This is a genomic window from uncultured Parasphingorhabdus sp. (assembly GCF_963975735.1).
Classification (GTDB): domain Bacteria; phylum Pseudomonadota; class Alphaproteobacteria; order Sphingomonadales; family Sphingomonadaceae; genus Parasphingorhabdus.
Genome location: NZ_CAXBIA010000020.1, coordinates 1 through 22,324, shown reverse-complemented (window position 1 = coordinate 22,324; position 22,324 = coordinate 1). Strand labels below are relative to the sequence as shown.

Below are 22,324 nucleotides of genomic sequence, written 5' to 3'. Positions count from 1 at the left end.
CAAAGCCTTAATGTGTTCTTCATTGTAAATTATTGATGACGGTATCGATCTTGATCAACATTGCCGGACCGACTTGCGTCTCGATCAAACCATCGGAAATTTTCGACCATATCTCTCCCGCTCCGCCCGGCACCGGCGCAGGATCGGTCAAGGCATCCACGACATCCTCCACCTCTTCAACAAGCAGTGCATAATCATGCCCTTCAAAATTAAGAACAGCTGCCTGTTTGGGTCCGTCGATGTCATAGTCGACAATTTCCAGTACCTTGGCGCAGTCGATTACGGTCAACGCACGACTGCGTAACGAGCTGATTCCGATAATGTGGGACGGCGCACCCGGAACCGACGTTATCTTGCCGAGTTCGATCACCGAATCAACTTCAAGCGCGGGCAAAGCGATGCGTTGCCCTGCAAGCTGGAGCAGCAGAACCGACATATTCATGATGCTTTCCTTCGCGTTTCTGTCAGCGAGGCCAACAGAGTGCCCCGATCATAGCGATAGATGACACCGCCCTTGTGATCGGCTGCTTCGGGATCGCTGGTAAGGGTGATGACCTGCCCTGCATGGCGGGGCGCTGCCGGTTGGTCACTCATGGTTATGGCGACGTCAACCGGTTCGATACTGTCTGCGCCGACTATTTTATAACCTGCAGCCTCGACCATCGGACGAAGGATCGAACGCACCCATGGATCGTCTTCATTGATTTGGCAGGTCTTTGATATTTTCTCGTGACTGTCGCCTGCATGCTGCGCGAACAACCAGTGACAATCCAGCACTTCCAGCGCTTCCCCATCAAATAATGTGACGCCTTCGATCTCGCCTTTCTTAACTTCCGGCACGACCACATTGGGAATGTGAATCGTGTCGACGACATTCTGTACGGCGTAGGCGATCTGGCTTGCGCCATCACTGAAGATAAGCAGGTTGATCTCGCCTTCGCCGATCGGCCCAAATTGCGTTCCGGCCAGAGGATAGATCTGCCCGTCAATGACGACCTGGGCACTGCCGTCAGAAATCCGAACGGCGGCGCTGTCGACGGTCTCGATGCGGCTGACCGGATCCATCCGGACGATCCGACGTTGGCCGTCCAGACCCCGGAGCAGCAGGGCGGAAACAGTTTCTGCCTCGACCACATTCTGCCGTTCCGCCAAGGCCGATTTCCGGCTGGCCTTGTTGACGTCGCTGACCAGACCTTCCCGATCAGCTATAGCGCCAATATAGAGCATCAACACCAGGCTACCGTCATCCAGCAAAGAACTGCCGGTATAGAGTCTCGTCGCGGTTATCGCTGGCGGCAGCGGCTTTATGACCAGTTCCTGATGATCGAGCACCTCGTCCACAGCCATTCCGAACAGATCGCCACCGGCAAGTCTGATCATCAGCAAGACGGAATTTTGTGGATCATCTGATGTTTCAATATCCAGAATCCTGGCCAGCGAGCAGCATCGCAAACGTTGCCCCAGAAACGTCACCAGCAGGGTATCGCCAGCCTGATCAAATTCCAGAGACTGCGATTTGACACTGACAATTTCTTCGACATAAGAACGCGGAATACCGAAATTCTGATTGCCGACTTTTACCGTCAGGGCCGGGATGATGCTCAACGTCGCCGGCAATGTTATGACCAGTCGCGTGCCCTCTCCTGCCGTGCTGGTGACGCGAATATTGCCACCCAGGCTTTCGATATTGGCCCGCACGACATCCATTCCCACGCCTCGGCCCGATATCGACGTCACATTTTCTGCCGTCGACACGCCTGGTTGGAAGATCAGGGCAATACGGTCTGCTTCCGACATTTTGGCGCGTTCTGCCGCTGTCAATATGCCGGCAGCAACCGCACGATCGCACAGTTTTTCTGTATCAATTCCAAGGCCGTCATCGGTGATCGACATTAAAATGCTGTTGCCTGTCTGCCGCGCCGTGACATGGATCAGGCCAAGTTCGCTTTTGCCGGCAGCTCGGCGTTCGGCGGGCATTTCGAGCCCATGATCAATCGCATTACGCAGAATATGCATCAACGGGTCGCGCAACAGTTCGATCAATTCGCGGTCCAGTTCAACCTGTCCGCCCTCGATATCGATCAATACCTTTTTGCCCAACTCCGCAGAAAGATCACGGACCATGCGCGGGAAGGTGGCGAAGAGCTGTTCCAGGCGCTGCATCCGCATGCGCGAAATATCCTCGCGCGCGTCATCGACTATTGCAGAGAGCCGTTCGAACGTAGCGCTGACCAGAGGATCGACATCATTTTCGCGCATGGCGCGAGCCAGTTCATTACGAACAAGAACAATATCCGATATTCCCGACATCACCCGATCGAGCAACGGTACCGGCAGACGGATCGACCGTGCCGGCCGGACCATATTTTTCTTGTGGTCGTCGGGCTGCTGTGGCGCAACCACCTCTTCCAAACCGCTGCTGCTTTCCGGCGCGGGTTCCAGTGCCCGGATCAATTCTTCATCGCCGCCGGCGGGAAGTTCTTCGCCAGCGTCGATGGCATCGACCATCGCGACGATCCGGTCAATCGCGGCCAGAACACCGTTGATCAAACGATCGTCGAGAGCGCGCTTGCCGGCGCGAACGTCAGCCAGCGCACCTTCAGCGGCGTGGCTCAATTTCTCGATACGGGGCAGGTCAAAAAAGCCGCTGCTGCCTTTGACAGTATGGACGAAGCGGAAAATAGTATCCAAACGGGCACGGTCGGTGGGGTCCGCCTCCCAGGTCACCAGCTCACCTTGCATGGCTTCCAGCATTTCGCGCGTTTCCGCTATGAATTCTGCCAGCAGATCGTCCATATTCCTCCACCCCAAAGATATAGGCTTCGTCATTTGCACAGTGATGGTTTATGAATCGTTAAGATAAACAAGGTTCAGCGGGCGACTGCCTCCTCCCGGCGATCCGATTCTCGATGATCGCCGACCACCGCAAGCGCCGCCAGTCGCCGACGGGCGTCGGCCGGCCGCGCTTGATTTGCCAGCTTGCCCTCCTTTAAAAGAGCCTATCGATATTCCGGATTGGGATGGTCAAAGCGTTCGCCATTATCCCAGGCGCGGCGGCTGTTGCCATAGCTCGGCCACCCACCGGCATCTTTGAGCATTTGCGCGCCGTGCATCAAATTCCAGGCAAGAAAAGTCGCGTTGCGCGCGGTAAATTCGCTGTCGAAACCGACGCGCGAGCCGTCGTCTTTTTTATCACCATAAGAAGGCCCGGGACCAATTTCGCCAATCCAGCCGGCATCGGGCTGAGGTGGGATCATATAGCCGATATGGGCCAGCGAATAGAGCATGCCCATGGCGCAATGTTTAACGCCATCCTCGTTGCCGGTAATGACCGCGCCCGCTGTCTTGCCATAGAAAATATACTGGCCCTTGTCATTCATCTCGCCGCTGTGCGCATAAAGCCGCTCGATGATCTTGCGGCATTCCGAAGAGACTTCGCCGAGCCAGATCGGCGTGCCCAGTACCAGTATATCCGCGTCCAGCACTGCCTTGCCAATGGCTGGCCAGGCGTCTCTATCAAATCCATGCTCGGTCATGTCGGGATAGACGCCAGGCGCGATGTCATGATCGACGCTGCGAAAGGATTGCACCGACACACCGGCACCGCGCATGATGTCGCGAACGACATCCATCAGGGTGTCGGTATGGCTTTCCTTCGGCGATGGCGTCAATGTGGTGTTGATGAATACGGCGCTCAGGCCGGTATAATCGGGTTTCATCTGTTCCTTCGTCATCGGTTTCTCCTGTTTCGATTATTCAGGCGCGAGCTATTTGCAAAACAAATGGGTCTGGCCATAACCGCCTGCCCGATAACCACCCCGCAGGCATATCGCAGCATCGACATGGCTGCGCCGCCAGTGGCAGGAGGTGGCGGGAGCAAATAGAATTCCCGGATCGCGGATCGCGGATCGCGCTTATGCCCCGGGACAAGGGTTCAATCTGCGCATCCGACTATATTGATTTCGAACAATTTCGGCCAATTTTTTCCGGTAACGAATAAACGGTCATTCGCACTGTCATAGGCTATCCCGTTCAGCACATCCTCATTCCCCTGCGCGATGAACTGTTTTTGAAGGCCTGTGAGATCGATAACGGCCTTCACCTTGCCATTGGCGGGATCGATGCGAACGATGAAATTGGTTTGCCATATATTGGCAAGTATCTCGCCGTTGACCCATTCAAGCTCGTTTAGATTGGCAATCGGCCTGTCGTTTACGGTTACAGATATCGTCCCGGTTTCCTGCATATTTTCAGGGTCGAGAAACCGCAATGTCGGGGTGCCGTCACTCAGGATGAGGCGCGCTCCATCATTGGTCAAGCCCCAGCCTTCGCCAGAATATTCAAAAGCACCCGTCTGCTGCAACGTCCCGATATCCCACTGGAAGCCCTTGCCGCTGCGCCAAGTGACACTGATCAGCCGGTTTTTCCAATCCGTCAGACCTTCTCCAAAGACTGTAGGCGGCAATTCCACTTTGTTCAGTATTTCGCCATCTTCCAACCTGACTTTCCGGATTGTCGATTTGCCCTTCAAGCCGGTACTTTCGAAAAGATGGCCATCTCGGTACAGAAGTCCCTGGGTGAATGCCTGTTGATCATGAGGGTAGCTGTGCACGACTTCGTAGCCGCAAACGGGTAAATCAGCGGCATGGACCGGTGCCACAAACAGAAAAATTCCAGCGATGAATGAAAAGCATCTTATCATCCTGACAGAATGCCACCACAGCGTCATCGTGTCGAGCGAGCAGTTTCAGGCGCTTTTGAAACATGCCTGAACGTGGGAAACTGGGTCTATTCTGATCACTTGTTGCATCCAAGGTCAGGAGCATGGCGCAAGTTCTACCCGATGGTCACGGTTCTTGATCTCGGCTGGGCATCCGATGCGGATCGGGCATCTCCTTGTGGAATTGCTAGATGAGATGGAAACCAGAACTGGCGGGCTATCCAGTTAGCTCTGCGGTGCTATCGATCAGCTCGAAAACGGCGGTCACAGGGCTATACCGTGTTTTGATCAGCAGATGACAGCGCCTTTGCCAAATGAGGCTGATCAAACCGACCTTCAGCGATAGCGACGAGTGATCTGGACACATTCGACCTCAACTGAATCGTCCGCCCGCACTTAAGCGGCAGGCCCGTTTATCCGAACCGCCGCGTTGACACGACGATCCGCCTGGCGAGCGGGCTTTTGGAATATGTCACAATCACCGGAGATTGTGGCACCTACAACCTTATCCTCCCGCGCGCCAATTTTCGGATATCTCGAGTGCGCCTTAACACCTCATTTTCATCTTAGCTGCCGGGTTGAACAGGCGCCGGCAATCCTGTTTCAGCCAAACAGTTGGCCCTCAGTGTTTCTATATCTGGACCAAAATTGAACGGTCCGTCCGTCTTGATGGCGTTTTCTGCCATTTCCGCGCGCAGGCTTTGGGTGGCTGGTTCATCGACACTGCCACCTTCGGCAATGACCACGCCATAGTCGCGGGCGCCCTTCACGGTCACCAGTCCCTGGCGGATTTCCAGAGCGACCAGTTCGGGATCGCGTTCCAGCGGGTTGCCCCAGCCGCCGCCGCCCCAGGTGATGAAGTGGAGCAGATCGCCTTCGCGGACCTCGATGCCGTCCTGCTTGTTGCCCACCACTTCTGTAGATCCGTCAGCGCGCTCCAATATCTTGGTGGCGCGGTCGCCGGGCTGTCCGCCATTGACGCCCCACGGATAGGTGAACCAGCGGTCGTCATGAATCGCCACGGTTCCCGGTTCAAGAAATCGGTAGGTCATATGGATGCCGTTACCGCCACGGAACAGTCCCGCGCCGCCGCTATCCGGCTTGGCCTCATACCGTTCGATTCTGAGCGGGAAATATTTCTCGAGAAATTCGTTCGGCACATTGGTGAAGCCGGGCCACAGCGAATGGCCATCCGGGCCGTCGCCAAAGGGCCGGCCGGGGATGCCGCCAAAACCGATCTGGAACAGCTGAAACCATTCGCCGGACTTGTCGAAACCGGAATACATCAGATGCGGACTGGACGAGAAGCCGGCACCGTTCAGGAATTCCGGCTGACGCTGGCCAAGCAGGCCGCCCAATATGTCAAATATCCGCCCGAGCGCATGGGTGCGTCCGGCAAGCGCTGCGGGATATTTCGGCTTGAGCAGCGAGCCTTCCGGAATGCGCACGTCGACCAGATCATAGAAACCGTCGTTGAACAATATCTGCGGATCGAAAACCATGATCATGTAGATGCCGAAGAACATCTTGAACATATTCTCGTTGAGGAAGAAGTTGATCGAGCTCGGTGCCTGCGGGTCGGTGCCCTCGAAATCGAGGATGACCTTGCCGCCCTCGCGCCACATCTTGCAGCTGATCTTGTAGGGACCAAAACCGACGCCATCATCACAGATATAGTCGCTGAAGCTGACCGGTTCCTCGCCGATGCTGGTCTCGATCAGATGTTTCATCGCGCGATGGTTGCGCGCCAGCAGCAGATCGGTGGCGCTGGCAAATTCGTCCTCGCCAAAGCGCCCGCACATTTCATCGACCCGGCGGGCAGCGACGCGGCAGGACGCGATCAGGGCGTTAAGATCGGCGGCGCACCAGTCCGGCTTGCGGCTCTGGTGGAGGACGACCTTCACCATCTCTTCGTTATAGACGCCTTTCTGGTAGATTTTCACCGGCGGAATCCGGACGCCTTCCTCGAACACGCTCTTGCTGTCGATCGGGATCGAGCCGGCGACTTTGCCGCCAATGTCGGACTGGTGGCCGAACATCGCTGTCCATGCGACCAACCTGCCACCGCGATAGACTGGCAGCAGAACCAGCCAGTCATTATTATGGCTGACCGCGCCGTCGCAGCTGTAGGGGTCGCTGAGGAAGATCATGTCGCCCTCCTCGATCGTGCCAGGATAGGAACGCAGGAAGCCGTCGATAAAGCTGCCGAACTGGCCCACCACCATCTTGCCGGCGCGGTCGGCGATCAGCGGAAAGGCATCGCCCTGTTCGCGGATGCCCGGCGACATGGCGGTGCGCACCAAAGTGGCGTCCATCTCGATCCGGGCGTTGCGCAGGGCATTTTCCATGATGTCGAGGGTGACCGGATCAACCTCGACCTTGTTGAAGGGAGCTTGGTTGGTTTCGATAATCTGTGCGGGCATATCAGGCTCCTTCCACCAGGTTGATGATCAGATTGCCATGCGCGTCGACCAGCGCTTCACAGCCGCTGTGGACGAGCGTGGTGCTATCCATTTCGGTGACGATGGCAGGCCCCGGGATGCGATTGCCGGCCTTCAGCAGAGCACGATCGTAAATCGCCGCATCCTGCATCTTGCCGTCCATATAAAGCTGGTGATCGCGGGTTTTGGCGCTCGATGGATCCGCATCGCCTTTGTCGATCGTTGGCGGTGCGACATCGGCGGACTTGCCGAGCGCAACGGCGCGGACGTTAACGATCTCGTGTGGCGTCTCGTCGAGATTGAAGGTGAATAATCGCTCATGCTCGGTATCGAAGCGGGCGATCAGGCTTTTGATCGAGAGGCCTTCCGGTTCCACCGACAGCGGAATTTCAAAGGCCTGGCCGGCATAGCGGATGTCGATCTCGTAGAGCAGCTCGATATCGCCGGGCGCGACATCCTCGGCTTCCAGCTCCTGCTTTACCTGCGCGCCGAGATTGTCGAGATAGGTGGTGAGCTCTTCATCTGTCGTGTTCTGGACCATCTTGTTGAAGCTGCGCTGCGTTTCTACCCGCTGCCGCGTCGTCGCGTCGCCATAGGCGCAGAGCACGCCGGGCGACGGCGGTATGATCACCGGCCAGCTGTTCATCAGCTTGCCCATTGCATTGGCGTGCAGCGGTCCCGCGCCACCAAAGCCCATCAGGGCAAAGTCACGCGGGTCATAGCCTTGCTGGACAGAAACCAGCCGTAGCGCGCCAAACATATTTTCGTTCACAATGTCGATGATGCCAGCAGCTGCGTCCATAAGATCAATGCCAAGCGCATCGGCAATCGTTTGGACGGCTTTCGTCGCGCCTTCCCGGTCGAGCTTGAAACTGCCGCCGAGCAGGGATTCGGGCAGATAGCCGAGCACGACATTGGCATCAGTCACAGTCGGCTGTTCGCCGCCCTTGCCATAAGCCACCGGCCCCGGCTGGGCTCCCGCGCTTTCCGGGCCAACGCGCAGGGCCTTGGTCAGTTCGGGAACAAAGGCGATTGACCCGCCCCCGGCGCCGACGGTTTTGACGTCGATCGACGACGCGCGGACATTCAGGTCACCGACCGAAGTTTCCCGCTGCAGCCGCGCCGCCCCATTTTCGATCAGCGCCACATCGGTCGACGTGCCGCCCATGTCGAGCGTAAGAATATTTTTCACATCGGCACTTTTTGCTACCCAGACCGCTCCGGCGACCCCGCCAGCAGGTCCCGACATCAGCAGGTTGACCGGAGCCTCTGCGCTTTTCTCGGCGGACATCAATCCGCCGTCGGAGCGCAGCAGGTTGAGTTTCGCCTTCGTGCCCCAATCCTTCAATTCCTTTTCCAGATTGCCGACATAGCGCGCCACGGCCGGGCGTACCGCGCTGTTGGCGACCGTAGTGAGCGCACGCTCATATTCCTGCATCTCGGGCAAAATGTCCGACGAAATGGAAATAGGAATATCGGGGAAAACTTCGGCGCAGATGGCCGCGACGGCCTTTTCGTGGCCGCCATCAACATAGCTGTTCATCAGGCAGATGGTGAGCGCTTCGATTTCCTCGCTGGCCTTCAACCGTTCCAGCCGGGCGCGCATTTCCGTTTTATCCAGTTCGCGGACGGTCTGGCCCTTGGCATCCATCCGCTCCGGCGCTTCGATCGTCCGCTCGAGAGCAGCCATCGGTTCCGGCTTGGGCCAGATGATCCAGGCGGCGAGGCCACCTGGCACCAGGCTGCGGGCAATCTGCATGACATGACGATAGCCCTCGGTGACGACCAGTCCGACTTTGGCGATTTTCTTTTCGAGCACTGCATTGGTCGCCACCGTCGTGCCGTGCAGGAACAGGTCGATCTCACCGGGTGCAATATTCTGACGCTCGCACAATCCGCGCGCACCATTGATAACGGCTTGGGATGGATCGCCGGGCGTAGAGGGCACTTTATCCCGAAACGTTTTCCCTGTTGCTTCGTCAATCAGCAGAAGATCTGTAAATGTCCCGCCGACGTCGACGCCCAATCGATATCCCATATTTAAATCTCTTTCCTGTTAACCTGTCTCTTATGCCTCGGCCCGCGCAACCAGCGATGGCAACCGTCGGCCGATTATCGTTTCAAACCACCGGTTCGTGCCTATGGCTTTGTGGAGATCGAGATCATGCTCGACGCCGGAGCGGTCGAGCAGGTTGATCAAATCTTCTGTAGCAATATTGCCGGTCGCATTGGGTGCGAATGGACAGCCGCCGAGGCCGCCGAGGCTGGAATCCAATGTTTCGACACCCGCTTCGATAGCCGCCCATGCGTTGGCGATACCGGTATTGCGGGTGTCGTGAAAATGGGCACGCATCTTTATATGTGCGGGCAATATTTCCTTGAGCCGTCCGAACAGGTCGGTGACCTGGGCCGGCACCCCGACGCCGATCGTGTCGGCCAGCGCGATTTCGAGCGGGTCTTCTGCCGCCATTTCTTCGGCAATATTCAAGACCGTTTCCGGATCGACCGCGCCTTCGAACGGACAGCCAAAGGCGGCAGATATAGTGACTTGGGCCTTGAGCCCTTCGGCCTTGGCAAAGCGGATCATCTCGCGATTTTCCTTGATACCTTGTTTTATCGTCTGCCCTTGATTCTTCTGGCCAAAAGTATCGCTCGCGACGACTACGCAGCCGGCTTCGTCGATACCGCGTTTATTGCCTTCCCTCGTAGCGAGGCCTCGCAAGACGCCGCGCTTGTTCAGGCACAGTCCGACATAGGAAACATCATCGCGGTCGGGCAGGCCAGCGATCACCGCCTCCGCATCAGCCATTTGCGGCACCCGCCCCGGATGGACAAAGCTTGCCACTTCCATGCGCTTCACTCCGGCATCAAGCATGCGCTTTATAAGCCCCAGCTTGTCCGCCGTCGAAATGATCTCGGCCTCGTTCTGCAGCCCGTCCCTTGGGCCGACTTCCAATATGGCAACCGCTGTGCGACTGTTTATGCTCATATAAATTGTATACAATCCTGATGGCCTTTTGTATAGGAGAAAGAATGATGTGGGAGTATTTTTCATGACGCAAGGGGCGTTGACAGGTTTGCGGTTGATCGAAATGGGTCAGCTGATTGCGGGACCGTTCTGCGGTCAACTGATGGGCGACCACGGTGCCGAAGTAATCAAGATAGAGCCACCCAAGGTTGGCGATGCAATGCGCAGCTGGGGTCAGGGCATTCCGCTCTGGTTCTCCGTTGTCGGTCGCAATAAAAAGTCTATAACCCTCAATTTGCGCGAGAAAGAGGGGCAGGCGATTGTCAAGAAGCTGGCCAAGAAATCAGACTTTCTGCTGGAAAATTTTCGCGCTGGGACCATGGAAAAATGGGGTCTCGATTACGAAACGCTCAGCGCGATCAACAAGGGGCTGATCATGATTCGCGTGTCCGGCTATGGCCAGACCGGACCCTATTCGCACCGTGCCGGCTATGGCGGCATCGGTGAAGCCATGGGCGGCATGCGCTATATCATGGGCGAGCCCGACCGTCCGCCCAGCCGCGCCGGACTTTCGATCGGCGATTCGCTGGCTGCAACCTATGCCTGTCTCGGCGCGCTGATGGCGCTGCAGCATCGCCACAAAACCGGCGAGGGCCAGGTGGTCGACTCGGCGATCTACGAGGCGGTGCTCGCCAATATGGAATCAACCGTGGCGGAATATACGGTCGCTGGACATATTCGCGAACGAACCGGTTCGATCCTGCCCAAGATCGCGCCCTCCAATGTTTATCCAACCAGCGACGGCAGCATATTGATCGGCGGCAATCAGGATAGCGTCTGGAAACGGATGTCGGCAATGATGGGGCGTCCCGAACTTGGCGAGGATCCACGCTATGCGACCCATATCGCCCGCGGCGAACACCAGGCCGAACTGGACGACCTCATCATGGAATGGACCAGGACCATATCCAGCAAGGACTTGCTGGATATGTGCGAGGAACATGGCGTGCCCGCCGGCAATGTCTACCGCGCACCGGAAATGCTCGAGGATCCCCATTTCAAGGCGCGGGAAGCGCTGGTCAAAGTGGATCACCCGCAGCATGAAAATTTCGTGATGCAGAACGTCGCACCCAAGCTGTCCAAAACCCCGGGCCATATTGATAGCGTCGGGCCGGAACTCGGCGCTCACAACGAGGCCGTATATGGCGAGTTGCTGGGCATGGACAGTGCGACAATGGCCGATCTGGAAGAGCGCGGTATTATCTGAGGGTCAGTCGTCGGCGGTCCTTCTGGTCGCACCGCTGAAGCTATGGAATGCACGGCGGATATGGCTGGTCATGACTGCACGCGCCCATTTTTGATCCTTCGCGGCGAAGGCAGCGATCAGCTCGTCGTGATCGGTGCCCGATTGTATCAGGTCATCTTGCGAATATTGATTGGCAGTGCGTCGAACCACCGGCTGTTCGACCAGCGCCGGCAGCAATTTGCTCAACCTTGGTGACTGCGCGCATGCAAGGATCAGGTCGTGAAACTGCCGGTTTGCATCAAGGAATGTAGTGATGTCGGGTTCCGCCCGGTTAACCGCCTCGGTCAGCACAGCATTGATATCACGCAACCGGCTAAGGTTGTCTGCGTCCATCCGCAGCGCGGCCCTTTCGGTAGCGTGGGATTCCAGCATCGCCCGCAACGCGAACATTTCGTCGATTTCATCATCCGACCAGTCCGCGACCGATAACCGCTTGGAAGCGCTGCGCACCAGCAGCATCTCATTTTCCAGTCGCTGAACCGCGTCTCGCACCGGTGTCCGCGACACGCCGGAAATCTCGGAGAGACGTTCCTCGGTCAATTGCATACCCGGATGAGCCTCTCCGTTCAGAATGAAGCTACGTATTTTTTCATATGCAGTGTCGGAGGCGCGGCTCATGAACTGGCTATTGGCGTATTAACTGGCGTTGGGCAAGTCCTGACCAGAACTGGTAGTTTCCACTTGACGGAGTACAATTGTATACAATAGAACGTCCAAAGGGAGTATCGCATCATGCCCACGCCTGAAATGCTATGAAACGGATCAAAGTCATCGTCCCCATCCCGATGGACGAGGCGGGCGTGGCAGCTCGCGCCGAGCAATTGCCCGCTGATTTTGTCCGGGAAGGTTTTCAACCCGAATTTGCTGCCGTTCCCTGGGGCGCGGCGCTGGGTGACAGCTATCATGACACATTGTTGATGGACTGGACCGTGTTCCAGGCCGGGATCAAGGCCGAAGAAGAAGGCTATGCGGGTGTATTGATCGACACGGTCAGCGACAGCGGCATGCGCGCGCTCCGTTCCCGGCTAGACATCCCTGTTGTCGGCCCCGGTGAAGCCGCCTTCGCTGCCGCTATGATGCTCGGCAAGAAATTCTCTGTGCTGACGATGTGGCCGGAATGGTTCCCGCTCTACGAAAAGACGATCACCGAATATGGCTGGTGGGAACGGGTGGCATCGCTGCGCTCGATCGACACCCGGCCCGATGTCACCGAATTGCTGGCTGGCAAGGAAGAGGTGATTTTCGACAAGCTCAAGGCCGAAGCGATGCTGGCGATAGAAGAAGACGGTGCAGATGTCATCGTGCTCGGCTCCACGACCATGCACCAGTCGGCCAAATATCTGGCTGACAATCTGCCGATCCCGGTGCTCAATCCGGGGCAAGTTGCCTATAAATTTCTTGAAACCCTGATCGAGCTGGGACTGACGCACAGCAAGAAGGCTTTTCCGGCTCCCGAAGTTCCCAAGGATGAAGATATCAGAAAAGGATGGTATTGATGGCTGACTGGACCCCCGGAATGGCAGGCCAGGCGCCGCTGCCCTACCCCTTCTATATCGACATCGTGACCAAGCGCTATTTCGACGGGGTCGACAACAAGAATATGACCCAGGTGCTCAACTGCTTTGCACCCGATGCGATCCTGCACGAAGCCACGTCCGACACGACCCACAATGGTCGCGATGCAATCAGGGCCATGTTCGAAAAGCTGTTCGCCGACTTCGAGCAGATCTGGCACGGCAATTTTGTCCACACCGCCGACCCGGCATCCAACGCTATCTGTTCGCAGTTCACCGTGCTGATCACCCCCAATGGCGGCGAGCAGCTGCGCTATGAAAATTGCAATCGTTTCTATTGCAGGGACCGCCTGTTCCAGGACGTCACCGTCTATATGAGCGGCGACAATCTTCTCAAGGAAGGAGACGCCTGATGCAATATGAACCCGGCCTCGCGCGTCACGAATTGATCGAACTGGCAACCAAGACCTATTTTGGGAATGTCGATGCCAAGAACATGGAGGCGGCGCTCGACTGTTTCCACGACGGCGCGCTGTTCTGCGTCCAGACCGACTTCACCCGCCACAGCGGCAAGGAAGAGATCCGCCGGATGTTCGAGGATTTCTTCGGAGCCTATGAAACCATTGTCCACCGCGATTTCACCTGCACCGTCGACGAAGCCAACGGCCGGATATCTGCGTCCTTCACGGCCGAGCTCACCGATGCGGAAGGGGGCATCACACTGTTAAACAATACCAATTTTTGGAGAGTCCGGGACGGCAAATTTCAGGAAGTCTATGTCTATATGAGCGGGGCCAACGTCCTCGTTTAAATTTGTTTGACGGGTCAAAAGGCCCGCAAATCATTCCATCAGGGAAGGAAGAAAAATGCGTCGTGTTAAAACAGGTCTTTCAATGTCAGTCGCTATCACAGCTTTGATCAGCTTCAATCCAGCGGCGGCCCAAGTCGGGGGCGAGCAGGACAACGCAGAAGAGAGTCAGGATTCAGGTCAAATCGTGGTTACTGCCCGCCGTCAGAGCGAACTGTTACGGGACGTGCCGGCATCGGTTTCCGTTCTGACGGTAGAGGCGCTCGAAAATAGCGGCGCAACCACTGCCGAGGATTTCACCCAGCTGACCGCAGGTGTTACAATTGTTGCCGGTAATACTGAAGCAGGCGATAATCAGGTCAATATCCGCGGTCTAAACGGTGCAAGAGACGGTGAAAATAATGTTGCGCTGGTCATTGATGGCGTACTGAAAACCAATGTTGCAGTGCTGAACCAGGATCATGGTGAGCTCGAGCAGGTTGAAATTTTGAAAGGGCCGCAGGGGGCTATATACGGGCGCAATGCTGCAGCGGGCGCGATTGTCATCACCACGAAAGGGCCGACAGATTATCTTTCCGGTTCTGCCCGTGTGGGATATGCCACCGACAAGACGATAACCGCCCGCGCGCTGTTAAGTGGGCCAATTTCCGACCATGCTGGCTTTGTCGTCAGCGGCGATTTTGCACGCAGCGACGGTTTCCTGCGCAACTCGTTCCTGCCAACTACGCAAAATACCACTCTATATCCCGGGAACACCACCGATCCCGCATCAGTCAACAATTATAGCGGCTGGAATATCAATGGCAGGCTCGTGCTTGAACCTTCCGACGTTACGAAAATTGATACGAAGGTCCGCTATGGCGAACGCAAGGGCGGTGCCATTTCCTTCAACGCCATTTTCCAGATACCATTTCTTGCTGACCTCCTCGGACCGGATTTCAACATTGATGCCAATGACCACCGGTTCGTTTTTGCTCCCAATATTGATCCGCTCAACCAGCAGGAAACACTGGATGCTTCGATCAAGCTGGAAACCGAATTGGGATTTGCCGACCTGAGCGCCTATGTGGCCTATAATAACAACAAGAATTTTTTCTACGCTGACGGCACGAGCGGCAGTTTTGCATTTTTCAACGGCGAATCCACCTGTCAAACGACATCCGCGGCGCTGGCAGGCTTTCCGGTGGAATCACCTTTCGGGATCGGAGGTGGCGCCAATCTGCCACCTTATTCGCCGACCAGTTGTGATGGCACACAATATCAGCAGACGGATCAGGAAGACATAAGCGCTGAAATCCGTCTGGCCGGCGGCGACAGCTTTCTGAACTGGCAAGCGGGTGTATATTATCTGCATCTGGATCGCCGGGTTTGCCGCAACCTCGGACTAGACACAGGGCAGGGCGTAATTGCGCAATGCTTTACGACGGACCCAAGCAATCCAACCGAAGCACTGATCGATGATGATTTCAAAACCGATGTTTATGCGTTGTTCGGTTCGGTCAATTATGAGATACAGTCTGGTCTTACCGCCGGTCTGGCCTTGCGATATGACATAGAGAAGCGGGACAGCAGCAATAATGTTCCGACGGATGTCCGCACTCGATGGGTTGGCAACGTTTTGACAGGATTTCCGAACGGCACGGCTACGACACCAGCGAATTACTATCTTAACCCAGGTCTGGACCCAGCCAATAATCCGAGCGGCGTGCTGGCGGACCGATCGCAAACCTTCAAACAGCTGCAGCCCAAATTGTCGATCAGCTATCGGGCAACCGATTATCTCAACCTGTTTGCCAACTGGGGTATTGGCTTCAAGTCCGGTGGCTTTAACAACGGTGGCTCTGCGGCGGTTATTGACAATTTCTTCAATCAGCAATTTAACGCCGGGATCACCATTTTTGATGAATTCGATAAAGAGACATCAAGCGCCTTTGAGGTCGGTCTCAAGGGGTCTACCCCGGGCAATGTCGTGAATTATGAGATCGCCGGCTATTATACCGATGTTACCGACATGCAGTTTTTCGGATTTTTCGTTGGGCCATTCGGACTGCTTCGCGTCGTATCGAACATCGACAAGGTCGAGCTTTATGGCGTCGAAGCCAGTCTGGCCGTCAAGCCGAACAGCTGGCTGACGTTGATCGCCTCGGGCAATATCACCGAGAGCGAGATCAAGCGCAACAGTGCGCGGCCAAATACGGTTGGCAACAAGTCGCCCTATACCGCTGATTATACTCTCAATCTGGGAGCTGAAGCTCTTGTACCCGTCAGCGACGATACGGACATTTTGCTAAAAGCCGACTATCGCCTGACGGGTCCGACCTGGTTCCATACGGTACAGGACAATGATGTCCCGAACCAGTTTGGCCTTATCGGAAATTTCACCAACAGTCAGCGTGATGCATTCGGAATTCTGAACCTCAGGGTAGGAATCAACGCAGAACGCTGGTCCCTGGCGGCCTTTGCGCAGAATGTTACGAACAAGAAATTTCTTCAGGAGGTCATACCGGCTCCTGAATTCGGGGGCTCTTTCGTGGCACCAGGTTCTGATCGGGTCATTGGTGTGGAAGCGGGTTTCAAATTCTAGTTTCGCCGACAAATTTATCGGGTTCATAAAGGGGCAATATATGCGACTGGCTGGAAAAAGCGCGCTCATCACCGGCAGTAGCTCGGGTATTGGTCGCGCCGTCGCCACCGCGTTCGCCGAGGCGGGTTGTGACAGGCTGATTATCAATTGTCCGGAAAATGACAGATCGGCAGCAGAATCGACTGCTGCCGATCTGAAGAAACTCGGTTCCGATACGGTTGTCTTGATTGCGGATATTTCCTCGGCCGAGGAATGTCAGCGATTGGCGGATGAAGCGATCGATTTTGCCGGAGATCTGGACATATTGGTCAATAATGCGGGGATTGCGCACAATCATCTGGTCGAGGACCTGCCGGTCGATGTCTGGGACAAGGTGATGGCGGTCCACGCGCGAGCGACCTTTCTGATGACCAAGGCGGTACTCCCGCACATGTACAAGCGCAATTCCGGGCGAATCATCAACACGGTTTCGCAACTCGCCTATAAGGGCGCGCCAGGCCTGGGCGCCTATACTGCGGCCAAGGGGGCTGTGCTTTCCTTTACCCGATCGCTTGCTCTGGAAATTGGCGACCGGAATGTCCGGATCAACTGTGTCGCGCCCGGGGCAACGGTCACACCCATTCTCGATGCGGTCGACCCCGAGGTGGTTGCGGCGGTGCTGGCCGGAATTCCGGCCGGCCGTCTGGCAGAGGTTACGGACATCGCGCCATCCTATGTTTTTCTGGCTTCGAGCGATGGCGATCATTTCCAGGGTCAATGTATCAGCCCCAATGGCGGTGACCAGTTCCTCTGAGCGGGCCGGAAACGGGGCATTATCAAAATTGAGAAAGGTAGCTTATGGAACAGCGACGGGCGGCAATGGTATCAGGTGCCGGAATAGGAATAGGCGCGGCTACGGCCAAAGCGCTCGCGGTTGACGGCTTTCACGTTTTTGTTACGGATATTCTCACAGAAGAGGGCAACGCCTGCGTCGAGGAAATCAAGGCTGCCGGCGGCGAGGCGCAATTTGTCGCACTCGATGTTACCGACAGCGCTGCCTGCGACAAGCTGGTGCAAAGGATCGAATCGGAATTCGGCCATATATCCGCATTGGTGGCCAATGCCGGAATCGCGCCACGAGCGGCCTATCCCATCCTAAGCGATGACAAATGGGACGCTGTGCAGGACGTGAATCTCAAGGGACAGTTCCGTTTGCTGCGTGCCGCTGCTCCCGCCATGGAAGCAGCCGGAGACGGGGCGATTGTGTGTATCGCTTCGATTGCGGGTGTGACCGTTGGATGGGATGATCACTGGCATTATTGCGCGGCAAAAGGCGGGATATCCGGAATGGTTCGCGGTGCTGCGGTGGCACTCGCAAAATCCGGGGTGCGGGTGAACGGCATTGCTCCGGGTTTTGTCCGCACAGCGCAAATTCTTTCCGCTGAAAATTCACTGGGAGCGGAGGGGCTTGCCGTAGCCGAACAGACCGTGCCTCTTAGCGGGCGTTCGGGCGAGCCGGAGGAAATAGCAAATGTTGCGGCGTTTCTGGTTTCCGAGAAAGCGAGCTACATCACGGGCCAGACACTGGTTGTGGATGGTGGTTTGACTGTTTCAATGTAAAGTTGGTCGAGCCTGTTGCGAGCATGGGCTACCGGTCGGCCAGATGTTGGCTCGGCTTTGTCCGGCTAGCGGGCAGCGCAGCGCAAATACGCTATATGTGGGAGGCGCGCGCTGCGCGCTGCGTTTGTTCATCGGCAAATAAACTCCGATAGAGGCCAATCGTCTGCTCGGCGATTTCTTCCCATTGCGGAAAGCGCAAAGCTTATGCGGCCGCTGCCAAAACTTCCCACTTGGCAAAAGCTTCCCTTCTCAGTTTCTTGAACAAAGGCCTGATGATCAGTTCAGGTGGGAAACAATGGCGTTCGATGGAGATTCTCTGCATTCCTCGCAATTATAGCGTTGTCGCTTAATCCGCTAGAAAAGCTAATGGGACAAAGCCCATTAAGATTTAAGGAAAAAGTGGTGCGCGACGCAGTCTCTAGCGAACCGGTCTCAGGCGTTCTTTTCCCATATGCGTGGGAAAGTAGTGGGAAAAACGCCCTGATACGGCCGAACCGCACCGATTGAACTGTCAGAGCCCCAGCAATGGCGCGGCTTCAGGACAGTTATCCCATATCGGATGTTCGTGGGAAGGCTAGACCATGTTTGTGGGAACGAAATGCAATCTCAAACGAAAATTCAGTCCTTTTGTTCCTTTTCAGCCGTTTTTGCATTTTCTCGAGGTCCAGATAAATTCAGGCTGGACAAATCCTGCCCAGAGGAACATATAGGGAATATCGACTTTAGGGCCGACACTTTTCACCACGGAAATTGTAAGTTTTTATCAATTTTTGACGGAGAAAAGTAATGTCCAAATTACACGCAAAATCCAACACCCCTTCCCGTCCCCTCGCGTTCAGCTACGTGCCGATCGATGAGGTAATTGTCTATGCGAACAATCCCAACACGCACACGCATTCCCAGAGAAAGAAGCTCCAGCGGAGCATGAGGAAGTACGGGTGGACCAACCCGCTCCTCGTTGATGATGATGGCAATCTCGTCTGCGGGCATGGCCGTCTTGAAGCAGCGCGCCTGAACGGCGAGACCGTCGTTCCGGTAATCAACCTGGGCGAGATGAGCGAGGCGGACCGCCGCGCCTATATCATCGCCGACAACAGGCTCGCACAGGACGCCCAATGGTCCAAGAAGCTGCTGCGCTCAGAACTCTCCGGCCTGATCGAACTGGGTTACGAGGTGGAACTGACCGGGTTCGACACGTTCGAGATCGACGGCATACTCAGTATCGGAGAGGACGAGCCGGAGGCGGAGGACAATGTCGAGCTGCCGGCCGATGACGCGGTTGCCGTCTCGCAGCTGGATGACCTTTGGAAAGTCGGCAATCAATGGCTGCTTGTTGGCGATGCCCGCTTGCCCGAAACCGTCGAGCGCGTCCTTGCGGGCGAGCGGGCCCAGCTAATTGTCACCGATCCTCCCTATGGATGCGCGATCCAGAACAACGTCTCGGGCAACGGCAAGGTCAAGCATGACAATTTTGTCATGGGCGCAGGCGAAGTGTCGCTGGCCGAGTTCGGCATGACCCTGCTGCGCCCAGCCTTCAAGGCGATGGCCGCGCACTGCGCGCCGGGCGCCATTGCCTTTGTGTTCATGGACTGGCGCGGCGCGCCTTACATGCTCGATGCAGCCCAAGGCGTGTTTCACGAGCTCAAGAACATGATCGTGTGGGCCAAGAATCCCGGAATGGGGGCATTCTACAGGTCAGCCCATGAACTTTGCTATGTCTTCAAGGTGAACCCGGGCACGCATATAAGCAATATTGCGCTCGGCCGGAGAAACCGCAGCAATGTCTGGCGATATCCATCCGCCAATACATTTCGTGCAGGGCGGATGGAGGATCTCGCCGATCATCCGACCGTCAAGCCAAAACAGATGATTGCCGATGCCATTCTTGACTGCTCGCGGCGCGGCAACATCGTGCTCGATCCCTTCGCCGGATCCGGCACGCTTTTGGCCGCCTGCGAGATGACGGGGCGGCGCGGCCGGGCGATCGAGCTGGATCCCGTTTACGCCGACGTGATTCTGCGCCGCACCGCCGAAGCCACCGGCTGCGAGCCGCTGCTGGACGGTATCACGCCGTTCCATGAAGTCGCCAAGGCGCGACTGGGAGAAGCATCATGAGCGACAATGAAAGTGGCGATGATAATGATAAGAAGCCGCCATCCCGGCAGGGACGCCGCAAGGATGGCAAACCCTTCAAGGATGACAATGTCCGCGGAGATGGATCCTACAAGGTCGGCCGCAACCGGCCGCCCAAAAAGAACCAGTTCGCTGTCGGTGACGGGCGGAAGCGCGGAAGCCGGAAAAAGGGCGTGCCCAATGCCGATACCGAGTTCATGCAAGAGTTGCAGCGCAAAACGACCGTCAGCGAGAACGGCAAAAAGCGCAGGATGAGCAAAAGACGCAGTATCGACCTCAGGCTGATCGACAATGCATCGGTCAAGGGACAGAACAAGGCTATCGAGATCGTTGATAAAAAGTGCCAGCGGATTGAGGCAACCCAGCAGCAGAACCGGCGCTATCACACGCTTGGCGATAAACAGATATTGGAAGCCTATCTGAAGGAGCGTGCCCAAGAACTGGGAATTGACCCGGACCTGTTTGGAGATCCGCCCCCGGCTGAACACCTTACTGAAGAGGGGGCTGAAAATGGTGCTGAAGACGGGTCCGAGGACGGGGAGAGCGTCCATGGCTGATGTTGAAACCGATGACGCGATCTCCGCGCTGCTGCGTCTCGACTTCGGCTTTTTCTTGCGCTTTGTGTTCAGGGAACTGGGCGGAGAGGATGAATATCAGCACAACTGGCATATTGATGCGATGATCCGCCAGTTGGAGCGGATCGAGGAGGGAGACAACACCCGTCTGGCGATCACCATTCCGCCGCGGCACCTCAAGTCCCGGACGGTAACGGTTGCTTACACCGCCTGGCGCCTGGGGCACGATCCATCGCTTTCCTTCCTGTGCATCAGCTACGGCCAGGATCTGGCGGAAGATCATGCCAGTGACTGTCTCAAGATCATGCAGAGCAGCTGGTATCGCCGGGCCTTTCCAAGCCTTGTATTGACCCGCCGGACGGTGGCCGACATCCGTACCAGCGCCGGCGGACGGCGCATGGCGACATCGGTTGACGGCGTGACCACCGGGTTTGGCGCGGACATCATCATTATCGACGATCCCATGAAAACCCAGGATGCGATGTCCCAGCCGGCACGCGAGAAGGTCATCCGCTGGTTCGACGACACATTGTCCCAGCGCCTCAACAATCAGGCCACCGGCGCGATCATCGTGGTGATGCAGCGTCTGCATGAAGGTGATCTGGTCGGCATCCTCAAGGAACGGGAGGGCTGGTACGAGCTGTGCTTGCCCGCCATCGCAGAGCGCGACGAGGACATTCCTCTCACCCGGGGGAGGATCTGGCACCGGCGCGCCGGCAGCGCGCTTCACCCTGCCCGCCAGAGCCTCGAGGTGCTGCTGCGGCGCAAGGCGGACAATCCGATCGTGTTCGCCAGTCAGTTCCAGCAGGCGCCCGTGCCTGCGGTTGGCAATATTATTGAGGCCGCATGGCTGCACTCCTATAAAGCAGGCACCATTGATCTTGGCTATGGCCAGATTGTCCAGTCCTGGGATACCGCGTCCAAGGACAATCCGTTCAACGACTGGTCCGTCTGCGTCACCGCTTTGATACAGGGCAAGCAAATCTACATTCTTGACGTGTTTCGCGCGCGCCTGAAATTTCACCTGCTCAAGGCCAAGGCAATCGAGCTTGGCAGGACACATGGCGCAAAGGTCCTGCTGATCGAGGATGCCTCGTCAGGGACTGCCCTGATCCAGTCACTGCGGGCGGAAGACCCGCACGGTGTGCCACCTCCGATCGCGCGCCGTCCCGAGGGCGACAAGATCACCCGGGCCCTGAGTGCGAGTGCGATGATCCAGAGCGGACGATTATTCCTACCCGAGCGCACGCACTGGCTGGGCGATTTTGCCGGCGAACTCCTCGGATTCCCCTCCTCGCGCCATGATGATCAGGTCGATGCGCTCTCGCAGCTGCTTCTGTGGGTGCAGGAAAAGGATACGTTCCGGACCCCGCTCAACGCGGGACCGGAGGAGATGTTCGATGATGAATATGATGAACCGGTGAACTTTAATCCACCAGGGCAGGAAAAGGATCCTTGGGGGGCTTATTGAATTGCGCTGGTATTTTGATCGCAGTGCTCAAATTCTGTTGAGCGCCAACTCGCGGGTCTCATCTTCATTCCTTAAGCCACTAAGACGATACAAAAACACTCACTTATTTTATGCAGCCAGTCTGTCTATTGAATGCTGACGGGGGACACACAGAGGACAGTACATATCTTGGCGCTCAATGACGGGCGAGCTTTTAACAAACCTA

18 protein-coding genes are annotated in these 22,324 nt (G+C 56.5%); 10 read left to right on the top strand and 8 right to left on the bottom strand.

Features of this window, described 5'->3' with window-relative positions:
- Positions 1-19: 19 nt before the first annotated feature.
- The 7 genes from AACZ86_RS15140 to AACZ86_RS15110 all read right to left on the bottom strand — a co-directional run bounded on the left by AACZ86_RS15140 (position 20) and on the right by AACZ86_RS15110 (position 10,150).
- Positions 20-442 carry a chemotaxis protein CheW gene (locus AACZ86_RS15140; protein ID WP_339694008.1) on the bottom strand — a complete coding sequence of 141 codons (423 nt, stop codon included), beginning with the start codon at positions 440-442 and terminating at the stop codon, positions 20-22.
- Positions 439-2,796, bottom strand: coding sequence for a chemotaxis protein CheA (locus tag AACZ86_RS15135; protein ID WP_339694005.1), 2,358 nt, complete (start codon positions 2,794-2,796; stop codon positions 439-441). Before AACZ86_RS15135 ends, AACZ86_RS15140 begins: the two co-directional genes overlap by 4 nt.
- A 203-nt stretch (positions 2,797-2,999) precedes the next feature.
- Complete coding sequence (locus AACZ86_RS15130; RefSeq protein WP_339694002.1) at positions 3,000-3,734, bottom strand: NAD(P)H-dependent oxidoreductase; 735 nt, start codon at positions 3,732-3,734, stop codon at positions 3,000-3,002.
- A gap of 200 nt (positions 3,735-3,934) precedes the next feature.
- Complete coding sequence (locus AACZ86_RS15125) at positions 3,935-4,660, bottom strand: glutaminyl-peptide cyclotransferase (protein ID WP_339693999.1); 726 nt, start codon at positions 4,658-4,660, stop codon at positions 3,935-3,937.
- A gap of 626 nt (positions 4,661-5,286) precedes the next feature.
- Positions 5,287-7,143: a hydantoinase B/oxoprolinase family protein gene (locus AACZ86_RS15120; RefSeq protein WP_339693996.1), complete on the bottom strand. Its 1,857-nt coding sequence runs from the start codon at positions 7,141-7,143 to the stop codon at positions 5,287-5,289.
- Position 7,144: 1 nt separating this feature from the next.
- Positions 7,145-9,199, bottom strand: a complete 2,055-nt coding sequence (locus tag AACZ86_RS15115) for a hydantoinase/oxoprolinase family protein (protein ID WP_339693994.1) — start codon at positions 9,197-9,199, stop codon at positions 7,145-7,147.
- Between the two features lie 30 nt (positions 9,200-9,229).
- Complete coding sequence (locus tag AACZ86_RS15110; RefSeq protein ID WP_339693991.1) at positions 9,230-10,150, bottom strand: hydroxymethylglutaryl-CoA lyase; 921 nt, start codon at positions 10,148-10,150, stop codon at positions 9,230-9,232.
- Positions 10,151-10,214: 64 nt separating this feature from the next.
- Here AACZ86_RS15110 and AACZ86_RS15105 point away from each other — a divergent pair, with 64 nt between their 5' ends.
- Positions 10,215-11,396 carry a CoA transferase gene (locus AACZ86_RS15105; RefSeq protein WP_339693988.1) on the top strand — a complete coding sequence of 394 codons (1,182 nt, stop codon included), beginning with the start codon at positions 10,215-10,217 and terminating at the stop codon, positions 11,394-11,396.
- Positions 11,397-11,399: 3 nt separating this feature from the next.
- On the opposite strand, the gene AACZ86_RS15100 is transcribed toward AACZ86_RS15105, so the two are convergent.
- Complete coding sequence (locus AACZ86_RS15100) at positions 11,400-12,053, bottom strand: GntR family transcriptional regulator (protein ID WP_339693986.1); 654 nt, start codon at positions 12,051-12,053, stop codon at positions 11,400-11,402.
- A 134-nt stretch (positions 12,054-12,187) separates the two neighbouring features.
- On the opposite strand from AACZ86_RS15100, the gene AACZ86_RS15095 reads away from it, so the two are divergent.
- From AACZ86_RS15095 to terL, 9 genes are all read left to right on the top strand, one after another.
- On the top strand, positions 12,188-12,931 hold the full coding sequence (locus tag AACZ86_RS15095) for an aspartate/glutamate racemase family protein (RefSeq protein WP_339693984.1): 744 nt from the start codon (positions 12,188-12,190) through the stop codon (positions 12,929-12,931).
- On the top strand, positions 12,931-13,362 hold the full coding sequence (locus tag AACZ86_RS15090) for a nuclear transport factor 2 family protein (RefSeq protein WP_339693982.1): 432 nt from the start codon (positions 12,931-12,933) through the stop codon (positions 13,360-13,362). Before AACZ86_RS15095 ends, AACZ86_RS15090 begins: the two co-directional genes overlap by 1 nt.
- Positions 13,362-13,760: a nuclear transport factor 2 family protein gene (locus AACZ86_RS15085; protein ID WP_339693980.1), complete on the top strand. Its 399-nt coding sequence runs from the start codon at positions 13,362-13,364 to the stop codon at positions 13,758-13,760. The genes AACZ86_RS15090 and AACZ86_RS15085 overlap by 1 nt, the downstream gene beginning before the upstream one ends.
- Positions 13,761-13,842: 82 nt before the next feature.
- Positions 13,843-16,341: a TonB-dependent receptor gene (locus AACZ86_RS15080; RefSeq protein WP_339693977.1), complete on the top strand. Its 2,499-nt coding sequence runs from the start codon at positions 13,843-13,845 to the stop codon at positions 16,339-16,341.
- A 40-nt stretch (positions 16,342-16,381) separates the two neighbouring features.
- Positions 16,382-17,134, top strand: coding sequence for an SDR family oxidoreductase (locus tag AACZ86_RS15075; protein ID WP_339693974.1), 753 nt, complete (start codon positions 16,382-16,384; stop codon positions 17,132-17,134).
- A gap of 44 nt (positions 17,135-17,178) precedes the next feature.
- Positions 17,179-17,940: an SDR family NAD(P)-dependent oxidoreductase gene (locus AACZ86_RS15070; protein ID WP_339693971.1), complete on the top strand. Its 762-nt coding sequence runs from the start codon at positions 17,179-17,181 to the stop codon at positions 17,938-17,940.
- A gap of 786 nt (positions 17,941-18,726) precedes the next feature.
- A complete protein-coding gene (locus AACZ86_RS15065) occupies positions 18,727-20,055 on the top strand; it encodes a DNA methyltransferase (protein WP_339693969.1) in 1,329 nt (442 codons plus the stop codon).
- Entirely contained in the window at positions 20,052-20,630 is a 579-nt protein-coding gene (locus AACZ86_RS15060) for a hypothetical protein (RefSeq protein ID WP_339693967.1), read from the top strand. The genes AACZ86_RS15065 and AACZ86_RS15060 overlap by 4 nt, the downstream gene beginning before the upstream one ends.
- The gene (gene terL / locus AACZ86_RS15055) at positions 20,623-22,119 is read left to right on the top strand and encodes a phage terminase large subunit (RefSeq protein WP_339693964.1); all 1,497 of its coding nucleotides are present in this window, start codon (positions 20,623-20,625) and stop codon (positions 22,117-22,119) included. Before AACZ86_RS15060 ends, terL begins: the two co-directional genes overlap by 8 nt.
- Positions 22,120-22,324 lie beyond the last annotated feature (205 nt).

What these genes read in the sequence shown, in the direction of transcription:
- AACZ86_RS15140 (WP_339694008.1), bottom strand. Translation starts at nt 442, where the DNA reads ATGAATATGTCGGTTCTGCTGCTCCAGCTTGCAGGGCAACGCATCGCT.
- AACZ86_RS15135 (WP_339694005.1), bottom strand. Translation starts at nt 2,796, where the DNA reads ATGGACGATCTGCTGGCAGAATTCATAGCGGAAACGCGCGAAATGCTG.
- AACZ86_RS15130 (WP_339694002.1), bottom strand. Translation starts at nt 3,734, where the DNA reads ATGACGAAGGAACAGATGAAACCCGATTATACCGGCCTGAGCGCCGTA.
- AACZ86_RS15120 (WP_339693996.1), bottom strand. Translation starts at nt 7,143, where the DNA reads ATGCCCGCACAGATTATCGAAACCAACCAAGCTCCCTTCAACAAGGTC.
- AACZ86_RS15115 (WP_339693994.1), bottom strand. Translation starts at nt 9,199, where the DNA reads ATGGGATATCGATTGGGCGTCGACGTCGGCGGGACATTTACAGATCTT.
- AACZ86_RS15110 (WP_339693991.1), bottom strand. Translation starts at nt 10,150, where the DNA reads ATGAGCATAAACAGTCGCACAGCGGTTGCCATATTGGAAGTCGGCCCA.
- AACZ86_RS15105 (WP_339693988.1), top strand. Translation starts at nt 10,215, where the DNA reads ATGACGCAAGGGGCGTTGACAGGTTTGCGGTTGATCGAAATGGGTCAG.
- AACZ86_RS15100 (WP_339693986.1), bottom strand. Translation starts at nt 12,053, where the DNA reads ATGAGCCGCGCCTCCGACACTGCATATGAAAAAATACGTAGCTTCATT.
- AACZ86_RS15095 (WP_339693984.1), top strand. Translation starts at nt 12,188, where the DNA reads ATGAAACGGATCAAAGTCATCGTCCCCATCCCGATGGACGAGGCGGGC.
- AACZ86_RS15090 (WP_339693982.1), top strand. Translation starts at nt 12,931, where the DNA reads ATGGCTGACTGGACCCCCGGAATGGCAGGCCAGGCGCCGCTGCCCTAC.
- AACZ86_RS15085 (WP_339693980.1), top strand. Translation starts at nt 13,362, where the DNA reads ATGCAATATGAACCCGGCCTCGCGCGTCACGAATTGATCGAACTGGCA.
- AACZ86_RS15080 (WP_339693977.1), top strand. Translation starts at nt 13,843, where the DNA reads ATGTCAGTCGCTATCACAGCTTTGATCAGCTTCAATCCAGCGGCGGCC.
- AACZ86_RS15075 (WP_339693974.1), top strand. Translation starts at nt 16,382, where the DNA reads ATGCGACTGGCTGGAAAAAGCGCGCTCATCACCGGCAGTAGCTCGGGT.
- AACZ86_RS15070 (WP_339693971.1), top strand. Translation starts at nt 17,179, where the DNA reads ATGGAACAGCGACGGGCGGCAATGGTATCAGGTGCCGGAATAGGAATA.
- AACZ86_RS15065 (WP_339693969.1), top strand. Translation starts at nt 18,727, where the DNA reads ATGTCCAAATTACACGCAAAATCCAACACCCCTTCCCGTCCCCTCGCG.
- AACZ86_RS15060 (WP_339693967.1), top strand. Translation starts at nt 20,052, where the DNA reads ATGAGCGACAATGAAAGTGGCGATGATAATGATAAGAAGCCGCCATCC.
- terL (WP_339693964.1), top strand. Translation starts at nt 20,623, where the DNA reads ATGGCTGATGTTGAAACCGATGACGCGATCTCCGCGCTGCTGCGTCTC.